Annotated in this window: 13 protein-coding genes; 11 read left to right on the top strand and 2 right to left on the bottom strand. The window is 71.4% G+C overall.

What is annotated here, in order from left to right; translation table 11 throughout:
* Positions 1–71: 71 nt before the first annotated feature.
* Complete coding sequence (locus OG730_RS31835) at positions 72–1604, top strand: APC family permease (RefSeq protein ID WP_327307461.1); 1533 nt, start codon at positions 72–74, stop codon at positions 1602–1604.
* Positions 1605–1619: 15 nt separating this feature from the next.
* On the top strand, positions 1620–3251 hold the full coding sequence (locus tag OG730_RS31840) for a flavin monoamine oxidase family protein (RefSeq protein WP_327307462.1): 1632 nt from the start codon (positions 1620–1622) through the stop codon (positions 3249–3251).
* A 15-nt stretch (positions 3252–3266) separates the two neighbouring features.
* On the opposite strand, the gene OG730_RS31845 is transcribed toward OG730_RS31840, so the two are convergent.
* The gene (locus tag OG730_RS31845; protein WP_327307463.1) at positions 3267–4649 is read right to left on the bottom strand and encodes an FAD-binding protein; all 1383 of its coding nucleotides are present in this window, start codon (positions 4647–4649) and stop codon (positions 3267–3269) included.
* 60 nt (positions 4650–4709) lie between these two features.
* On the bottom strand, positions 4710–6515 hold the full coding sequence (locus tag OG730_RS31850; RefSeq protein ID WP_327307464.1) for a glycoside hydrolase family 15 protein: 1806 nt from the start codon (positions 6513–6515) through the stop codon (positions 4710–4712).
* Positions 6516–7055: 540 nt separating this feature from the next.
* Here OG730_RS31850 and OG730_RS31855 point away from each other — a divergent pair.
* The 9 genes from OG730_RS31855 to OG730_RS31895 all read left to right on the top strand — a co-directional run bounded on the left by OG730_RS31855 (position 7056) and on the right by OG730_RS31895 (position 18720).
* On the top strand, positions 7056–8708 hold the full coding sequence (locus tag OG730_RS31855; protein ID WP_327307465.1) for a CTP synthase: 1653 nt from the start codon (positions 7056–7058) through the stop codon (positions 8706–8708).
* Between the two features lie 88 nt (positions 8709–8796).
* Positions 8797–9429, top strand: coding sequence for an NUDIX domain-containing protein (locus tag OG730_RS31860; RefSeq protein WP_327309508.1), 633 nt, complete (start codon positions 8797–8799; stop codon positions 9427–9429).
* A 692-nt stretch (positions 9430–10121) separates the two neighbouring features.
* Complete coding sequence (locus OG730_RS31865; RefSeq protein ID WP_327307466.1) at positions 10122–12113, top strand: AAA family ATPase; 1992 nt, start codon at positions 10122–10124, stop codon at positions 12111–12113.
* Positions 12114–12265: 152 nt separating this feature from the next.
* On the top strand, positions 12266–13381 hold the full coding sequence (gene ald, locus OG730_RS31870) for an alanine dehydrogenase (protein WP_327307467.1): 1116 nt from the start codon (positions 12266–12268) through the stop codon (positions 13379–13381).
* Positions 13382–13830: 449 nt separating this feature from the next.
* Positions 13831–14868, top strand: a complete 1038-nt coding sequence (locus tag OG730_RS31875) for a ParA family protein (RefSeq protein ID WP_327307468.1) — start codon at positions 13831–13833, stop codon at positions 14866–14868.
* Complete coding sequence (locus OG730_RS31880; RefSeq protein WP_327307469.1) at positions 14853–15341, top strand: hypothetical protein; 489 nt, start codon at positions 14853–14855, stop codon at positions 15339–15341. Before OG730_RS31875 ends, OG730_RS31880 begins: the two co-directional genes overlap by 16 nt.
* Positions 15342–15536: 195 nt before the next feature.
* Positions 15537–16502 (top strand): segregation and condensation protein A, encoded by a 966-nt coding sequence (locus tag OG730_RS31885; protein ID WP_327307470.1) that lies wholly within the window; start codon positions 15537–15539, stop codon positions 16500–16502.
* Positions 16499–17131, top strand: a complete 633-nt coding sequence (scpB, locus tag OG730_RS31890) for an SMC-Scp complex subunit ScpB (protein ID WP_327307471.1) — start codon at positions 16499–16501, stop codon at positions 17129–17131. The genes OG730_RS31885 and scpB overlap by 4 nt, the downstream gene beginning before the upstream one ends.
* Positions 17131–18720, top strand: coding sequence for a pseudouridine synthase (locus tag OG730_RS31895; RefSeq protein ID WP_327307472.1), 1590 nt, complete (start codon positions 17131–17133; stop codon positions 18718–18720). The genes scpB and OG730_RS31895 overlap by 1 nt, the downstream gene beginning before the upstream one ends.
* Positions 18721–18797 lie beyond the last annotated feature (77 nt).

An 18797-nucleotide genomic window follows, 5' to 3' on the forward strand; every position in this document is an offset into this window, starting at 1 on the left:
GACTGCATGCCGATTGTGGCGTACGTCACGCGGGGAGAGAGTGAGCGCCCTCACGACAGGAACGAGGAGCCATGAGCACGGATAGCAGCACCGGCGGCGGCGCACCCCAGGTCCAGCGGCTGAAAGCCAATTCGGTGGGCCTGGTCGGTGTCGTCTTCATGGCCGTCGCCACCGCCGCTCCCATCACCGCGATGACCGGCAACCTGCCCATCGCCGTCGGCTTCGGCAACGGCATCGGCGCCCCCGCCGGCTACCTCTTCGCGACCGCCGTCCTGACCGTCTTCGCCGTCGGCTACGTGGCCATGGCCAAGCGGATCACCGCGGCCGGCGCCTTCTACGGGTACATCTCGCACGGCCTCGGCCGGATCGCCGGCATGGCCTCCGGCATGCTCGCGGTCCTGGCCTACATCGTCTTCGAGGCCTCGATCGTCGGCGTCTTCTCCTACTTCACCAAGACCACCGTCCACGACCAGCTCGGCGTGGACCTGCCCTGGATCGTCTACGCGGCCGGCATGCTCGCCATCACCGCGGCCCTCGCGCACTTCGACATCAACCTCACGGCCAAGGCGCTGGGCGTCATGCTCATCGCCGAGATCGCCGTCCTCTTCGCCGTCGCCACCGCCGTGCTCATCGCGGGCGGCGGCCCGGACGGGATACCGGTCGAACCCCTCAACCCCAAGAACGCCTTCACCGGCGCCTCCGCCGGGCTCGGCCTCTTCTTCGCCTTCTGGTCCTGGGTCGGCTTCGAGTCCACCGCCATGTACGGGGAGGAGTCCCGGAACCCGAAGAAGGTCATCCCCAAGGCCACCCTGATCTCCGTCGTCGGCGTCGGCCTCTTCTACATCTACGTCTCCTGGATGACGATCGCCGGCAACGGCCTGACCAAGTCCGTGGAGCTCTCCGCCTCCGCGAGCCCGCTCGACCTGTTCTTCGCCCCCACCCAGACCTTCATCGGCGCCTGGGCCGTCGACGCCTTCCAGTGGCTGCTGCTCACCGGCTCCTTCGCCTGCGGCATGGCCTTCCACCAGTGCGCCGCCCGCTACCTCTACGCCATCGGCCGCGAGGGCTTCCTCCACCCGGGCCTGGGCCGTACGCACGCCAAGCACGGCTCCCCGTACGTCGCCTCCACGGTGCAGACGGCCATCGCCACCGGCCTGGTCGCGCTGTTCTGGCTGACCGGGCAGGACCCGTACATCCACCTGTACACGCTGCTCGCGATCCTCGGCACCATGGCCATCCTCATCGTGCAGACCCTGTGCTCCTTCGCGGTGATCGGCTACTTCCGCAAGAACCACCCGGAGGACCGGCACTGGTTCCGCACCTTCACGGCCCCGCTGATCGGCGGCGTCGCCATGGCCGCCGTGGTCGTCCTGCTGCTGGTCAACATGAAGACGGCCGCCGGGCTGGCCGCCGACTCGTTCTTCTTCACGCTGATCCCGTGGATCGTCGGGCTCGTCTTCTTCGGCGGACTGGGACTGGGCCTGTGGCTGAAGTACAAGGCCCCCGCCCGCTACGAGATCATCGGCCGCGTCGTCCTGGAGGACGCCGCCGAGCGCACCGACGAGTCCACCGATGAGCCCGCCACCTCCGCCGCGAACGTCTGAGAAGGAGCCACCGCCATGGCCCGTACGCCACTCATGCACGTGCTCCGTCAGCTCGCCGCCGAACACGCCGCCGCCCGACGGCTCGGACTCCCCGTGGCGGAGGTCCGCGGCTCCACCCGCCGCCAGCTCCTCGGCCGCGCCGCCGCGCTCGGCCTCGGTACCGCCGTCGCCTCGGCGGCCGGCGCCCCCGCGCTCGCCCACGCCGTGGAGGCCGACAAGAAGCCCGTCACCCCCGCCCGCGTCGCCATCGTCGGCGCCGGCATCTCGGGGCTGACGGCCGCCCTCACCCTCAAGGACGCGGGCGTCCCCTGCACGCTCTACGAGGCCAACCCGAGCCGCGTCGGCGGCCGCATGTGGACCCAGCGCTCCCTGTGGGCCTACGGGCAGACCTCCGAGATCGGCGGCGAGCTGATCGACACCAGCCACAAGAAGATCCTCGAGCTGTGCCGCCGCTTCAACCTCCCCACCGAGGACTTCCTCGGCGGCGGCCCCAACGGCGCGGAGGAGGTCCTCTGGTTCAACGGGACCTACTATCCGCGCGAGCAGGCCGACGAGGACTTCAACGCCGTCTACCAGGCGCTGCGCCGCGACCTCCAGGAGGCCGGCGAGGTCTCCTGGAACACCACGACCCCGGCCGGCACCGCCCTCGACAACATGACCCTGTACCAGTGGATCGAGACCCGGATCCCCGGCGGACACGCCTCGCGGCTCGGCCGTTTCATCGACGTGGCGTACAACGTCGAGTACGGGGCCGACACCGATCAGCAGTCCGCGCTCGCGCTGGTCCTGCTGATGGGCTACCAGCCCAACCCGGGCAACTTCAACGTCTGGGGCCTGTCCAACGAGCGCTACCACATCACCGGCGGCAACGACCAGCTGCCGAACGCCATCGCCCAGTCCCTGCCCGCCGGGTCGATCGTCATGGGCCGCGAGCTGGTCGCCGTACGCGTCTCCGCCGACGGCACCCAGACGCTGACCTTCAACGACGCGGGCGCCACCCGGACGGTCGTGGCCGACCACACCATCCTGTGCCTGCCGCTGCCCATCCTCCAGCGGATCGACATCACCGGCGCCGGCTTCGACCCGCTGATGAAGAACCTCCTGCGCGACGCCCGCATGGGTTACTGCACCAAGCTCAACATGCAGTTCACCAGCCGCCCCTGGCGCGGAACCGGACCCTGGCCGGGGGTCTCCGCCGGCGACTGTTTCACCGACGGCGAGGTCCAGCAGACCTGGGACACCACCAAGGTCCAGCCGGGCAACGGCGGCATCCTGCTCCAGTACGGCGGCGGCACCCTGGCCGGCGCCCTCACCCCGGCGACCCCCTTCGCCACCGACTCCGACCCCTACGTACGCGCCCTCGCGGGCCGGATGCTCACCGGGATCGACGCCTTCTTCCCCGGCACCAAGGCGGCCTGGACCGGCAAGGCGCAGCTGTCGGCCTGGCACCGCAACCCGTACGCGCTCGGCGCCTACTCGTACTGGCCGACCGGCTACCTGCACAAGTACGCCAAGTACGAGGGCACCGCGCAGGGCCGGATCCACATCGGCGGAGAGCACTGCAGCTACGACTTCCAGGGGTTCATGGAAGGCGGGGCGACCGAGGGGGCGCGGGCGGCGCAGGAGGTGATCACCGCCCTCACGTAGGCCTCCGGCGGGCCGTCAGGCGGGGGCGATGTTGTGGTTGAAGCGGAAGACGTTGTCCGGGTCGTACTCCCGCTTCAGCCGGCCCAGCCGCCGCATGTTCTCGGGCCCGAGGCCGGCCGCCACCCGGTCACCGCCCTCGTCCCCGGTGAAGTTGAGGTAGACCGCGCCGGTGCTCCACGGCCGGACGTCGGCGCGGACGTCCTTGACCCACTGGCGGCAGCGGTCGTCGTCGCCCGGGTCCTCCCAGGCGGCGAACGGGTGCACCGCCCAGGGCGCGTCGCGGAAGGACACCGGGTAGTCGGCCGGCCCCTCGGCGATCGCGCCGCCCTGGGGCCACACCACGTGCTGGGTGCCGCTCGGCACCGGCATGGAGTCCGCGCGGGCGCAGAACACGTCCACGAACGCGTCGGGCACACCGGTCAGGTACTCCGCCGACCAGTAGTTCCGCAGGCCCGGCGGATCGTCGAGCATGCACTGGAGGTCCGGGTAGGGGAGGGCGGTCACCATCTCCACCTCGTGCGGGATCGCCAGCAGCGGCGCCACGAGCCGCCGCAGCTCCTCCTCGGGTCCCGCGTACGTGACCAGTGCGCCCGCCAGCAGCGCGCCGACCAGGTGCGGCGGGACGAACTCCTCGGGCGGGCCGGTCAGGTAGATGGCGCCGCCGCCGGCCTCGCGCGGCCCGTCCTCCATGACGTCCCGGTACGTACGGACCATCTCGGGCCCGTGCTCCGGCAGGTACAGCAGGAACGCGAGGGACATGACCGGCAGTTCGTGCAGCCGCAGGGTCAGGGAGGTCGCGATGCCGAAGTTCCCGCCGCCGCCGTGCAGCCCCCAGAACAGCTCGGGACGGTCCTGCGCGGTCGCCGTCACCATCTCCCCGTCGGCCGTGACCAGGTCCACGGCGAGCAGGTTGTCCACGGCCAGGCCGAACTTGCGGTCCAGCCAGCCCGTTCCGCCGCCCAGGACGAAGCCGCCGACCCCGGTGGTGGAGACGCGGCCGCCGGTGGTCGCCAGTCCGTACCGCTCGCAGGCCCGGTCCAGATGGCTCATCGTGGCGCCGCCCTCGACGCTGACGGACGAGGCCCCGGGATGGACCGTCACCGCCCGCATCCGGCGCAGGTCCACTACCAGGCCGCCGTCGTTCAGGGACATCCCGGCCACGCTGTGGCCGCCGCCGCGCACCGCGACCGGCAGGTCGAGCCGCCGTGCGAAACGCACGGCGGTCACCACGTCCACCGGGCTCTCGCACTGCGCGATGACGGCCGGCCGTCGGTCGATCATCCCGTTGTAGACGGCCCGGGCCTCGTCGTACCCCGGATCCTCGGGAGCCAGGACGGCGCCGGACAGGTCCTCGCGGAGCTCGGCGAGTGCCGTGCCCGCCTTCGAGAGGGGAGCCATGGCTACCCCCTTCCGGGAGATGCGGAAGGTGCGGAAAGGCCTACGACCCCTCCAGGTTAGTCAGCCCCCGTACGCACCGCTCGCCGTCAGCCGCAGGGCCGTGTCGATCAGGGGGACGTGGCTGAAGGCCTGCGGGAAGTTGCCCACCTGGCGCTGGAGCTTCGGATCCCATTCCTCCGCCAGCAGCCCCAGGTCGTTGCGGAGCGCGAGCAGCTTCTCGAAGAGCCGGCGGGCCTCGTCGACCCGGCCGATCATCGCCAGGTCGTCGGCCATCCAGAACGAGCACGCCAGGAAGGCCCCCTCGTCGCCCTCCAGACCGTCCACGCCCGCCTCCTCGCCCGAGGTCGGGTAGCGCAGGATGAAACCGTCGGGGGTGGACAGCTCGCGCTGGATCGCCTCGATGGTGCCGATCACCCGCTTGTCGTCCGGCGGCAGGAAGCCCATCTGCGGGATCAGCAGGAGGGACGCGTCCAGCTCCTTGGACCCGTAGGACTGCGTGAAGGTGTTGCGTTCCTTGTCGTAGCCCTTCTCGCAGACGTCCTGGTGGATCTCGTCGCGCAGCTCCCGCCACCGATCCAGCGGCCCGTCCGCGTCCCCGCTCTCGATCAGCCTGATCGTGCGGTCCACGGCCACCCACGCCATCACCTTCGAGTGCACGAAGTGCCGGCGCGGACCGCGCACCTCCCAGATGCCCTCGTCGGGCTGGTCCCAGTTGGTCTCCAGGTAGCGGATCAGCTTGAGCTGGAGCAGGGAGGCGTAGTCGTTGCGCGCCAGGCCCGTCATGTGGCCCAGGTGCAGGGCCTCGGTGACCTCGCCGTACACGTCGAGCTGGAGCTGGCCGGCGGCGCCGTTGCCGACCCGGACCGGGCCGGAGTTCTCGTAGCCCGGCAGCCAGTCGAGCTCGGTCTCGCCGAGCTCGCGCTCACCGGCGATCCCGTACATGATCTGCAGGTTCTCCGGGTCGCCGGCGACCGCGCGCAGCAGCCAGTCCCGCCAGGCGGAGGCCTCCTCGCGGTAGCCGGTGCGCAGCAGCGAGGACAGGGTGATGGCGGCGTCGCGGAGCCAGGTGTAGCGGTAGTCCCAGTTGCGGCTGCCGCCGATCTCCTCCGGGAGGGAGGTGGTCGGCGCGGCGACGATGCCGCCCGTGGGGCCGTAGGTGAGCGCCTTGAGGGTGATCAGGGAGCGGATCACGGCCTCCCGGTAGGGGCCGTGGTACGTGCACTGCTCGACCCAGTCCCGCCAGAACTCGGTGGTGGCCTCCAGGGCCTCCTCGGCCTCGGGCGGCTGCGGCGGCTCCTTGTGCGAGGGCTGCCAGCTGATGCAGAACGCCTTCCGGTCGCCGGGCCCGACCGTGAAGTCGGAGTACGTGGTCAGGTCCTTGCCGTAGGTCTGCACATCGGTGTCGAGCCAGACCGAGTCGGGGCCCGCGACGGCCACGGTCCGGTCGTCGACCCGGTGCACCCAGGGCACGACCCGGCCGTAGCTGAAGCGCATGCGGAGCGCCGAGCGCATGGGGACGCGCCCGCTGATGCCCTCCACGATGCGGATGATCTGCGGTGCGTGGTCCTCGCGGGGCGGCATGAAATCGATCACGCGGACCGTGCCGCGCGGGGTGTCCCACTCGGATTCCAGGACCAGCGAGTCCCCGCGGTAGCGGCGCCGGGTGGCACGCGGGGCCTCCGTACCGGCCGGGAACGCCGGGCCGATCCGCCAGAACCCGTGTTCCTCGGTGCCGAGAATGCTCGCGAAGACGGCATGGGAATCGAAGCGTGGCAGGCACAGCCAGTCCACCGCCCCGTCCCGGCAGACCAATGCCGCGGTCTGCATGTCGCCGATCAGTGCGTAATCCTCGATGCGCCCGGACACGTTGCATCTCCAGTCGAACAGCCACGTCCGCCCCGAAGGGCGCTTGCATTGCGCGATGCCGCGGATTCTCCGGTGATGAGGATGGCCGCGTCCAGCCCATGATTCCGGAACCGGACGGGTTACGCCGTTCGCGGGGCCGCTCGGCGGGGATGTGATCGAGATCCGAGCAGGACAAGACGGCACCCTAGTGATCCTCGTCAGCTTGGGGACAATGAGGTTCGGCCGAACGGGTGAGCGTCGGTGATACCGCGGTGACCGACCCCGCGGAGATCGTCCCGGACGGCCCTGGAACACCCCTCGAATGCCTCTCGGATAGCCCTCGGACGCCCCGGGGGCATCCCGCGGGACGCCCCCGCCGCGCGGCCGGAGGCGGACCGGCCCGGGCGCTGATAGGCTGGTATCCCGTGGACCGGTGGTCTGCCTGTGCAAATCAGGAGCCCCGAAACCGCAGCTTCGGCGCCCCCTGAGACCCCTTCGGATCGACGGTGGCAGGCGCCGGACGCACCTCACCTCGCGACCCACGGGAGCCCCCTCTTGGCGATGCCGCCCAAATCCATGACGACCAAGCACATCTTCGTCACCGGGGGTGTCGCTTCCTCCCTCGGCAAGGGCCTGACGGCCTCCAGCCTGGGTGCGCTGCTGAAGGCGCGCGGTCTTCGGGTCACGATGCAGAAGCTCGACCCGTACCTGAACGTCGACCCCGGCACGATGAACCCGTTCCAGCACGGTGAGGTGTTCGTCACCAACGACGGCGCCGAGACCGACCTGGACATCGGTCACTACGAGCGCTTCCTCGACGTCGACCTCGACGGCTCGGCCAACGTCACCACCGGCCAGGTCTACTCGCAGGTCATCGCCAAGGAGCGGCGCGGCGAGTACCTCGGTGACACCGTGCAGGTCATCCCGCACATCACCAACGAGATCAAGCACCGCATCCGCCGCATGGCGACCGACGATGTGGATGTGGTGATCACCGAGGTCGGTGGCACCGTCGGCGACATCGAGTCGCTGCCGTTCCTGGAGACCGTCCGCCAGGTCCGCCACGAGGTCGGCCGCGACAACGTCTTCGTCGTGCACATCTCGCTGCTGCCCTACATCGGCCCCTCCGGCGAGCTGAAGACCAAGCCGACCCAGCACTCGGTCGCGGCGCTGCGCAACATCGGCATCCAGCCCGACGCCATCGTGCTGCGCGCCGACCGCGAGGTCCCCACCTCCATCAAGCGCAAGATCTCGCTGATGTGCGACGTCGACGAAGAGGCCGTGGTCGCCGCGATCGACGCCAAGTCGATCTACGACATCCCCAAGGTGCTGCACACCGAGGGCCTGGACGCGTACGTCGTGCGCAAGCTCGACCTGCCGTTCCGCGACGTCAACTGGACCGTCTGGGAAGACCTGCTGGACCGGGTCCACAACCCCGACCACGAGGTCAAGGTCGCGCTCGTCGGCAAGTACATCGACCTGCCGGACGCCTACCTGTCGGTGACCGAGGCGCTGCGCGCCGGCGGCTTCGCCAACAAGGCCCGCGTCCAGATCAAGTGGGTCACCTCCGACGACTGCAAGACCCCGGCCGGCGCCGCGGCGGTGCTCGGCGACGTGGACGCGATCTGCGTGCCCGGCGGCTTCGGCGACCGCGGTGTCAACGGCAAGGTCGGCGCGATCACCTACGCCCGCGAGAACAAGATCCCGCTGCTCGGCCTGTGCCTGGGCCTGCAGTGCGTGGTCATCGAGGCCGCGCGGAACCTGGCGGGCATCGAGGACGCGAACTCCACCGAGTTCGACGCCTCCACCCCGAACCCGGTGATCTCCACGATGGAGGAGCAGCTGGCCTTCGTCGAGGGCGCGGGCGACCTGGGCGGCACCATGCGCCTGGGCATGTACCCGGCGAAGCTCGCCGAGGGTTCCATCGTGCGCGAGGTCTACGGCGACCAGGCGTACGTGGACGAGCGCCACCGTCACCGCTACGAGGTCAACAACGCCTACCGCGGTGAGCTGGAGAAGAAGGCCGGTCTGGTCTTCTCCGGCACCTCCCCGGACAACAAGCTCGTCGAGTACGTCGAGTACCCGCGCGAGGTCCACCCCTACCTGGTGGCCACCCAGGCCCACCCGGAGCTCCGCTCGCGCCCCACGCGCCCGCACCCGCTCTTCGCGGGTCTGGTCAAGGCGGCCGTGGAGCGGCAGCAGGCCGCGAAGTAGTCGTACGGCACATACCGTAGACAGCCGGGGTACGGAGTTCCGTACCCCGGCTGTCGCGCGTTGTGGAGGGCTTCGGGGCATGTCGGGCATGGAGATCAAGGACACGTCGGAATCCTGGGAGACGCTGTCCACCCAGCGGCCGTTCCAGGGCGCGAAGACGGCGGTTGCTTCCGACGAGGTGCGGATGCCGGACGGGTCCGTGGCCCGCCGCGACTACCAGGTGCATCCCGGGTCGGTGTGCGTGCTGGCCCTGGACGACGCGGGGCGGGTGCTGGTGCTGAGCCAGTACCGGCACCCGGTGCGGCGGCGGCTGTGGGAGCTCCCGGCGGGGCTGCTGGACGTCGTGGGGGAGAACCCGCTGCACGGGGCGCAGCGCGAGCTCGCGGAGGAGGCGCACGTCAAGGCCGAGGACTGGCGGGTGCTGGCGGACTTCTACGCGTCCCCCGGCGGCTCCGACGAGGCCACTCGGATCTTCCTCGCGCGGGGGGTCTCGGAGGCGGACGGCGAGCGCTACGCGGAGTCCGGCTCCGAGGAGGCGGACATGGAGGTGGCGTGGATGCCACTGGCTTCGCTGGTACGGGGTGTGCTGGCGGGCTCGCTGGGCAACCCCGGGCTGGTCACGGGAGTCCTGGCGCTCGCGGCGGCCCTGTCCACGGACCCGGCCCTGTCCTCCCTCCGCCCGGCGGACGCCCCCTGGCAGGCCCGGCCGTACGAGGCGTAGCCCTGCGGCGCCGCTGCCGGGGACGCTGTCCCCGGGGCCCTGCGCCTCAAGCGCCGGCGGGGCTGGGGTTGTGCCGGTGTGGCGCTCGCTGCGGGTGGGGGGTCGGTGCCGGGGGCGGGGTGGGGTGTCGGCCTGGACTGCATGATTTAGGCGCCCTGCCCCCTACTCCGACAGTGATCCCGAGTAGTGCGCCACACATCACGCTTTACGTCCCGGCCAACACCCCACCCCGCCCCCGTCCCCGCCCCGGCCGCAGCCCCCGACCCCGGCCGGGGGGATATTCCAGGCCGCCCGCGCCACTCCAGCCGTCCGGCGTTTGAGGACCGGGGTCTGGGGCGGAGCCCCAGGGGGTCCGGGCGCAGCCCGGTACCCCTCCCAGCCGGTCCGGCGCTTGAGGACCGGGTCCGGGCAGAGCCCGGGGAACGGTGGAAGGGCGGGTAGGGGAACTCCGCCCCGCAGGGCCGAGCCACCCGCACCCGCCCACCGGGCCCGCGCCGGGACGGCGGTGGCGAGCACCCCGCCCGGTCACCGTCGGACGGAGTCCGGCGCAGCGGTGCGAGGGGCGCGTGACGTAGGAGGTAAATGTGCCCATCCGCTGATCCGATCGGGCGATTTGTCCGCCGCGCTCCACCCTGTTCGTCGCTCTGCGTGAACTACGCTCGCAATCCGAAGGCAGCGAGAGGAGCGGATCCGTGACGGATTTCGTCGGGCGGCGGCGTGAGCTCAAGGAGCTCCGCGAGGACATCGCGCGAACCGGGCTCGACACCCTCTCCGGCCGCAAGGCCAAGTCCCCGCGGGCCCGGGTGCTGCTCGTCGCGGGGCGCCCGGGCTCCGGCCGGACGGCCCTCGCCGAAGCGCTGGTGCGCGAGATCGCCGAGGACTACCCCGACGGGGTGCTGAGGGTCCGGCTCACCGCCCCCACGGGCGAGGGCGTCGCCACGGAGCGTGCCGTCCGCACCCTCCTGGAGGGGCTCGGGCAGCCCACCCCGCCCGGCGCCGGGGAGGACGATCTCAGCTCCGCCCTGCGCACGGCCCTGGCCGGCCGCCGCATGGTCCTGCTCGTCGACGACGCCTCCGATCCGCACCAGGTGGACGCCCTGCTGCCGGACACCCCCGAGTGCCTGGTCGTCGTCACCTCGGAGGGCCCCCTGACCGGGATTCCGGATGTCCGGCCCTGCACCCTCGGTGGCCTCGACACCCCCTCGGCCGTCCGCATGCTGGTCCAGCGCATCGGCGACATCCGTGCGGCGAACGACCCGCGCGCGGCCGAAGCCCTCGCCGAGGAGTGCGGTGGCCAGCCCGCCGCGCTCGCCCTCGCGGGCGGCTGGCTCGCCGCGCGCCCCAAGGCCTCCGTGGCGGACGTGGGCAAGCAACTGCACGATATGCCCGGCGGGGTCGGCGGCCCGCTCGCCAAGGCCTTCAGGCTCGTCTACGAATCCCTCCCGCAGCCCGCCCAGCGGACCCTGCGGCTGCTTCCGCTCGCCCCCGCGGGCCTGGTCGACTCCCACGTCGCCTCCGCCCTGGCCGGCTGCTCCGTCGCCGCCGCGCAGTCGACCCTGGAGGACTTCGCCGCGCTGGGCCTGCTCAGACCCGCCCACGACGGGCTGTACCTGCTGCCCGGCTGCCTCGCGCCGCTGCTCCAGGCCCTGCTGGAGGCCAAGGAGCGGCCCGCCGAGGTCCAGCTCGCACGGGCCCGGATGCTGGAGCGCACCGTACGGCTGCTCCTGTCCTGCCGGGCGATGGCGGAGCCGGACGCCGAGGGGCACGACGGGCCCGGCGGCGCCGTCGGGGCGCCGGAGAAGCTCGACGGGGTGCCGCGCGCGCTCCGCTTCGCCGACCGGCGGGCCGCGGAGACCTGGCTGGACACCCGGCTGCCCGCGCTGCTGGCCGCCGCCTCGCTGGCGGTGGCCGACGGGGAGCTGGACACCCTGGCGCGCAGGTTCGTGGCGGCGCTGGCGCGGGCCCTGTCCGAGCACCGCGGCACCGCCGGGGCGGCTCCCGAGCTCTACGGGCTGCACCAGCTCGTGCTGGACGTGGCCGAGCGGCGCGATCTGCACCGGGAACAGGCCGCCGCGCTGCTGAACCTGGCCGATCTGGACGCCGAGACGGGCCGGACGCGGGAGGCGCTGGACCGGTACCGGGCCGCTTTGGACGCGGGAAAGGCGGCGAACGACCCGTACGCGTCGGGCCGCGCGATGGAATCCGTAGGCGGCGCGCACCAGGAGCTGGGGGACTGGCACCGGGCCTCCGACTGGTTTGGCCGGGCCCTGTCCCACGCGCTCGCGCGGGGTGAGCGGGCGGACGAGGCTCGGCTGTACGGACGGCTGGGGAACGTGCACACGTACGCGGGCCGGTACGGGGACGCGCTGCGGAGCTGGCGGGCGGCCTCGGCCGGCTATCGGAAGCTGGCCGATGTCCCGGGCCAGGCAAAGGCGTTGAGCGAGATGGCGCGGATCCAGGAGTACGCGGGGCGGCCCGAGGAATCGCTGCACACCTGCCGGGAAGCGGTGGAGCTGGCGCGCAAGGCCGGGGACCTGCGGCTTCAGGCCGCGCTCCAGGTCCGGCTGGCCGACACGCTGGACCGGCTCGGGGATCCCGCGGCCGCGAGGCTGCACAGGTCCGCGGCCGACAGATTGCTGGGAGATGACCCGGCGGCCTGCGAAATCCGTAGTGGTTCCGACTGAGATTATTACTTTGCAAGGCTAGACAGCGGCTCGTCCTTCATTAGACTGGGTTCACCAGGCCATCCCCTGGGGCATCCCGTTGCGTGTTCTTGTAAACGGGTTTGTATGGAAGTACCCCGAAACATCCCCTGAGCCAAGGACCGTGAGCCACGATGAAGGTCGGCATCCCCCGCGAGGTCAAGAACAACGAGTTCCGGGTCGCCATCACGCCCGCCGGCGTGCATGAGCTGGTCCGGGGCGGCCACCAGGTCTTCGTCGAGCAGAACGCCGGTGTGGGCTCCTCGATCACGGACGCGGAGTACGTCTCCGCCGGCGCCGAGATCCTGGGCACCGCCGACGAGGTCTGGGCGACGGCCGACCTGCTGCTGAAGGTCAAGGAGCCCATCGCTGAGGAGTACCACCGCCTCCGCAAGGACCAGACCCTCTTCACCTACCTGCACCTCGCGGCCTCCCGCGAGTGCACGGACGCCCTGCTGGAGTCCGGCACCACCGCCATCGCCTACGAGACGGTCGAGACGGCGAACCGCGCCCTCCCGCTGCTCGCCCCGATGTCCGAGGTCGCGGGCCGCCTGGCCCCGCAGGTCGGCGCCTACCACCTGATGCGCTCGGTCGGCGGCCGCGGCGTGCTCCCCGGCGGCGTCCCCGGCACCCACGCCGGCGAGTGCGTGGTCATCGGCGGCGGCGTCTCCGGCTGGAACGCCGTGCAGATCGCCGTCGGCATGGGCTTCCACGTGACCCTGCTGGACCGCGACATCAACAAGCTCCGCGAGGCCGACAAGATCTTCGGCACGAAGATCAAGACGATCGTCTCCAACGCCTTCGAGCTGGAGAAGGCCGTCATCGAGGCCGACCTCGTCATCGGCGCGGTGCTGATCCCGGGTGCGAAGGCCCCGAAGCTGGTCACCAACGAGCTCGTCGCCAAGATGAAGCCCGGAAGTGTCCTTGTCGACATTGCGATCGACCAGGGCGGCTGCTTCGAGGACTCCCGCGCGACCACGCACGCCGAGCCGACCTTCCAGGTCCACAACTCGGTCTTCTACTGCGTCGCCAACATGCCGGGTGCGGTGCCGAACACCTCCACCTACGCGCTCACCAACGCCACGCTGCCCTACATCGTGCAGCTCGCGAACCTCGGCTGGGTCGAGGCGCTGCGTCGTGACCCGGCGCTCGCGCTGGGCCTCAACACCCATGATGGCCAGGTCGTTTACCGCGAGGTCGCCGAGGCCCACGGTCTCGAGACCCTCGAGCTGAGCACGCTGCTCGGCTGAGCCGTCAACGACTGACGTCAATCTCACGTATCCGGCCGGACCTTGCTCGCGAGGTCCGGCCGGAGGCGTACTCGGGGTAGCCCGCGAGGCCGCTCAACTCGCCTCGAACGTAACCCTTTAACCCTTTCGCACACCCGTGAAACTTCCCGGCGACAGCTCGTGCGCCCTTGACAGAGTGGTGTTCGGTTGCCGACACATCGCGGCGGGTCCGGCGGATTGTGTTGCCGCTGAGTGGTGACACGCCATAGAGTCGCCAACCGTCGGCATGGTGCCACGCTGACCTATCGATAAGTGTCCTGGTCACGTCCGAGGAGGTAAGACGACTTGTGAATGAGTCGACATTTGCTCCTGGAGGTGGTCGAGCAGGAGGGCCTGCGCGGGGCCAGGGTCCTGCCGGAATCGAAGCCGTGGGATCCGTAGCGGTCCGCACCTTCGCAAACCACCAGCACATGACGACGCCCCAAAAGAGCATGGACGGCCTAGACGTGAACTCCAGGGCCGGCGACCTGAGCGGCGATAAGCCCGTGGGTTTCGCCGACTACGAACAGGTGCCCGAGGGGCATTTCTACGACCCCGACGCGGAGTACGAGCCCGACCCCGAGTACGCGGCCACTCTCGCCCCCGACGCTGCCCGCCAGCGCCGTGAGCGGATCGGCCCGACCGGACGGCCGCTGCCGTACTTCCCGATCCCGGGTCCGCTGACCGACCACGGTCCGGCGACGATCATCGCGATGTGCAACCAGAAGGGCGGCGTGGGCAAGACCACGTCGACCATCAACCTGGGCGCGGCGCTGGCGGAGTACGGACGACGGGTGCTGCTCGTCGACTTCGACCCGCAGGGCGCGCTGTCGGTCGGCCTCGGGGTCAACCCGATGGAACTCGACCTGACGGTCTACAACCTGCTCATGGAGCGGGGCATGTCGGCCGACGAGGTGCTGCTGAAGACGGCGGTCCCCAACATGGACCTGCTGCCGAGCAACATCGACCTGTCGGCCGCGGAAGTGCAGTTGGTCAGCGAGGTCGCGCGCGAGTCGACGCTGCAGCGGGCCCTGAAGCCCCTGCTGCCCGACTACGACTACATCGTGATCGACTGTCAGCCCTCGCTCGGTCTGCTGACCGTGAACGCCCTGACGGCGGCTCACAAGGTCATCGTGCCGCTGGAGTGCGAGTTCTTCGCGCTGCGCGGTGTGGCGCTGCTGACCGAGACCATCGAGAAGGTGCAGGAGCGGCTCAACCCGGATCTGGAGCTCGACGGCATCCTCGCCACGATGTACGACTCCCGCACGGTGCACAGCCGCGAGGTGCTGGCGCGCGTCGTCGAGGCCTTCGACGACCACGTCTACCACACGGTCATCGGCCGTACGGTGCGGTTCCCGGAGACCACGGTCGCCGGCGAGCCGATCACCACGTACGCGTCCAACTCCGTCGGCGCCGCCGCCTACCGCCAGCTGGCCAGGGAGGTGCTCGCCCGGTGTCCCGCCGAGTGAGTCTGCCCGGAGCCGACGAACTGTTCCGTACGACCGGAGGGATGGCGCTGACGTCGTCCTCGCCGTCGTCGCGGGGAGTCGAGCACGCCGCGTCGGCGGCGGAGGGCACGGCGGGAGAGGGCCGCAGCCGGGAGGCTGGGGCCGGTACGGAGCCGGGCGTCGGCCCGCAGCGGCGTCCGCAGGAAGGTTCCGGTAACGCCGTCCCCGCCCCCACCCCCGGTCGGGGGAAGGGGCAGGGCCGGGGTGCGAACCGGCGGCCCAGCGGGCGCGAGCGGCACGACGAGAAGATCACGGTCTACGTCTCCGCGGAGGAGCTCATGGACCTGGAGCACGCGCGGCTGGTGCTGCGCGGGGAGCACGGGCTCGCGGTCGACCGCGGGCGGATCGTGCGGGAGGCCGTCGCGGTGGTGCTCGCCGATCTGGAGTCCCGCGGTGACGCGAGCATCCTGGTACGGCGGCTCCGGGGTCGCTGATCCCGGGGGCCCCGGTCCTCAGACGCCGGACGGGCTGAAAGGACCCTGGGGCTCCGCCCCGGACCCCGGTCCTCGAACGCCGGAGCGCTGGAATTGCCCGGCCCGGCCGCCCGGGTCCCCGCTGCTCGCGTGGGAGCCTTGAGGACCGGGCTCCGGCCCTGACCGGCCACTTCCTCCGTACCACCCTGGATCGCGATGCCCCCTCCCGCCGAATCCGGCCTCCCGCCCCGCCGCTCGCTGGGCCGCGGCCCGGGTGCCCCCGTGCCGGGGGAGGAGGAGCTCCCCGGGCCGCCCGGTTCCCCCGTCGCGGCCGTACCGCGCCCGGAGGGCCCCGCCGGCGCCGAGGAGGCCGCCGCGGCCCCGGCGGACGGGCGGTTCACCGTACGGCTCGTGAACTTCGAGGGGCCCTTCGATCTGCTGCTCCAGCTGATCTCCCGGCACAAGATGGATGTCACCGAGGTCGCGCTGTCCGAGGTCACCAACGAGTTCATGGCGCACATCCGTGCCATGGGGCCCGACTGGGACCTCGACCAGACGACCGAGTTCCTCGTCGTCGCCGCCACCCTGCTCGATCTGAAGGCGGCCCGGCTGCTGCCCGTCGCCGAGGTCGAGGACGAGGGGGACCTCGCGCTGCTGGAGGCCCGGGACCTGCTGTTCGCACGGCTGCTGCAGTACCGGGCGTACAAGCGGATCGCCGAGATCTTCCAGGACCGGGCCGAGGTCGAGGGCAAGCGCTACCCGCGCACCGTCGGGCTGGAGCCCCACCTCGCCGAGCTGCTCCCCGAGGTGGTCATCAGCATCGGCGGCGAGGGGCTGGCCCGGCTCGCGGTCAAGGCCATGCAGCCGCGGGCGAAGCCGCAGGTGTACGTGGACCACATCCACGCGCCCCTGGTGAGCGTCCGGGAGCAGGCCGGCCTGGTCGTGGCGCTGCTCAAGGCCCGGGGCGAGGCCACCTTCCAGGAACTCACCGAGGACGCCGCCGACACCCTGACCGTCGTGGCGCGCTTCCTGGCCCTCCTGGAGCTCTACCGGGAGAAGGCGGTGGTCCTGGACCAGGAGGAGGCCCTGAAGACGCTCACGGTGCGCTGGAGCGGCGGGGACGGGGACGGCATGCCGACGGTGACGGACGAGTTCGACCAGATCGTGGAGGTCAAGGAATGAGTGACACGGCGGCCGCCGTGGCCGGACTCGCGCTGAAGCCCGCCCTGGAGGCGGTCCTCATGGTCGTGGACGAGCCGGCGACCGAGGCGCACCTGGCCAAGGTGCTGGAGCGGACCCCCCGCGAGGTGGCGGGGGCGCTGCGCGAGCTCGCGGACGAGTACGAGGCCCAGGGCCGCGGATTCGAATTGCGGCTGGTCGCCGGGGGCTGGCGGTTCTACAGCCGGGCGGACTGCGCGCCGGCGGTCGAGGCCTTCGTACTGGACGGCCAGCAGGCCCGTCTCACCCAGGCGGCGCTGGAGACCATGGCGGTCGTCGCGTACCGCCAGCCGGTCAGCCGGTCGCGGGTCTCGGCGGTCCGCGGAGTCAACTGCGACGGGGTCATGCGCACCCTCCTCCAGCGGGGTCTGGTGGAGGAGGCGGGGACGGAACCCGAAACAGGTGCGATCCTGTACAGGACGACGAACTACTTTCTGGAGCGGATGGGCCTGCGTGGCCTGGACGAGCTCCCGGAGCTCGCGCCCTTCCTCCCCGAGGCGGACGCGATCGAAGCCGAGACGCAAGAGGGTGTTCCGTCGTTCGATCCGGACTCTCCGGATACCGATGAAGACGACAAGACGACGGAACTTTGATGCGAAGCAGCGGCAACGGCAACGGTGGCGGCAACAGGAACAGCGGCGGCGGCGGTGGAGGCGGGCGCGGTAGCGCCCCCCGCGGCGGCTCCGGCGGCGGTGGTGGCTCCCGCGGTGGCAGCTCAGGCGGTGGCTACCAGGGTGGCGGCTCCCGCGGTGGGTCCTCCGGTGGTGGCTACCAGGGTGGCGGCTCCGGCGGCGGTGGTGGCTCCCGCGGTGGCAGCTCGGGCGGTGGCTACCAGGGCGGTGGCTCCCGTGGCGGCTCCTCGGGTGGTGGCTACCAGGGTGGCGGCTCCGGCGGCGGCTCCCGTGGCGGCTCCTCGGGTGGTGGCTACCAGGGTGGCGGCTCCCGTGGCGGCTCCTCGGGTGGTGGCTACCAGGGTGGCGGCTCCCGTGGCGGCTCCTCGGGTGGTGGCTACCAGGGTGGCGGCTCCCGTGGCGGCTCCTCCGGTGGCGGCTACCAGGGCGGCTCCGGCGGTGGCTACCAGGGCGGCGGCTCCGACCGTGACCGCGAGGAGGCCCCCCGCATCCGCAACCCGCGCCCCGAGGAGCGTCGCTACGACGTAGGCCCCGAGGGCGAGCGCAACGGCCGCGGCGGTGCCAAGGCGGGCGGCGGCGGTGCCCGTGGCGCGGCCGACGGCAACCGTGGCGGTGCGCGCGGCGCGGCGGCCCGCGGTGGCGCCAAGGGCGGCCCCAGGACCGCCAAGGCCCCCGCGATCGGCGGCGCGGGCGGCCCGCGCATCGGTCCCGGCAGCCGCAGCGGCCAGTCGAAGCCGCGCGAGCTGGAGGCGCGGATCGAGGAGCGCGTGCGCGACCGGTACGCCGACAAGCCCGTGATCAAGACCCCGAAGACCTTCCCGGGTGCCGAGGAGGAGGGTGAGCGTCTGCAGAAGGTGCTCGCCCGTGCCGGCATGGGCTCGCGCCGTGCGTGCGAGGAGCTCATCGAGCGGGCCCGCGTCGAGGTCAACGGCGAGATCGTGCTGGAGCAGGGCAAGCGGGTCAAGCCGACCGACGAGATCAAGGTGGACGGCCTGACCGTCGCCACCCAGTCGTACCTGTTCTTCGCGCTGAACAAGCCGGCCGGCGTCGTCTCCACCATGGAGGACCCGGACGGCCGCCAGTGCCTCGGCGACTACGTCACCAATCGTGAGACGCGTCTCTTCCACGTCGGCCGGCTCGACACCGAGACCGAGGGCATCATCCTGCTCACCAACCACGGTGAGCTGGCCCACCGCCTCACGCACCCCAAGTACGGCGTGAAGAAGACCTACGTCGCCGCGATCACCGGCCCGCTGCCGCGCGACATCGGCAAGCGCCTCAAGGACGGCATCGAGCTGGAGGACGGCTACGCCCGCGCCGACCACTTCCGCGTCGTCGACCAGCTCGGCAAGAACTACCTGGTCGAGGTGACCCTCCACGAGGGCCGCAAGCACATCGTCCGCCGCATGCTGTCCGAGGCCGGCTTCCCGGTCGAGAAGCTCGTGCGGACCTCCTTCGGCCCGATCGAGCTCGGTGACCAGAAGTCCGGCTGGCTGCGCCGCCTGACCAACACCGAGGTCGGCATGCTCATGCGCGAGGTCGGTCTCTAGGACCCCCGGCCCACACGGGCCTCCAGGACCCGCGGTGCCTTCGGGCGCCGCGGGTTTTTTGGTTGTGCGGACCCCCG

The sequence above is a fragment of the Streptomyces sp. NBC_01298 genome, from assembly GCF_035978755.1.
Lineage (GTDB): Bacteria > Actinomycetota > Actinomycetes > Streptomycetales > Streptomycetaceae > Streptomyces.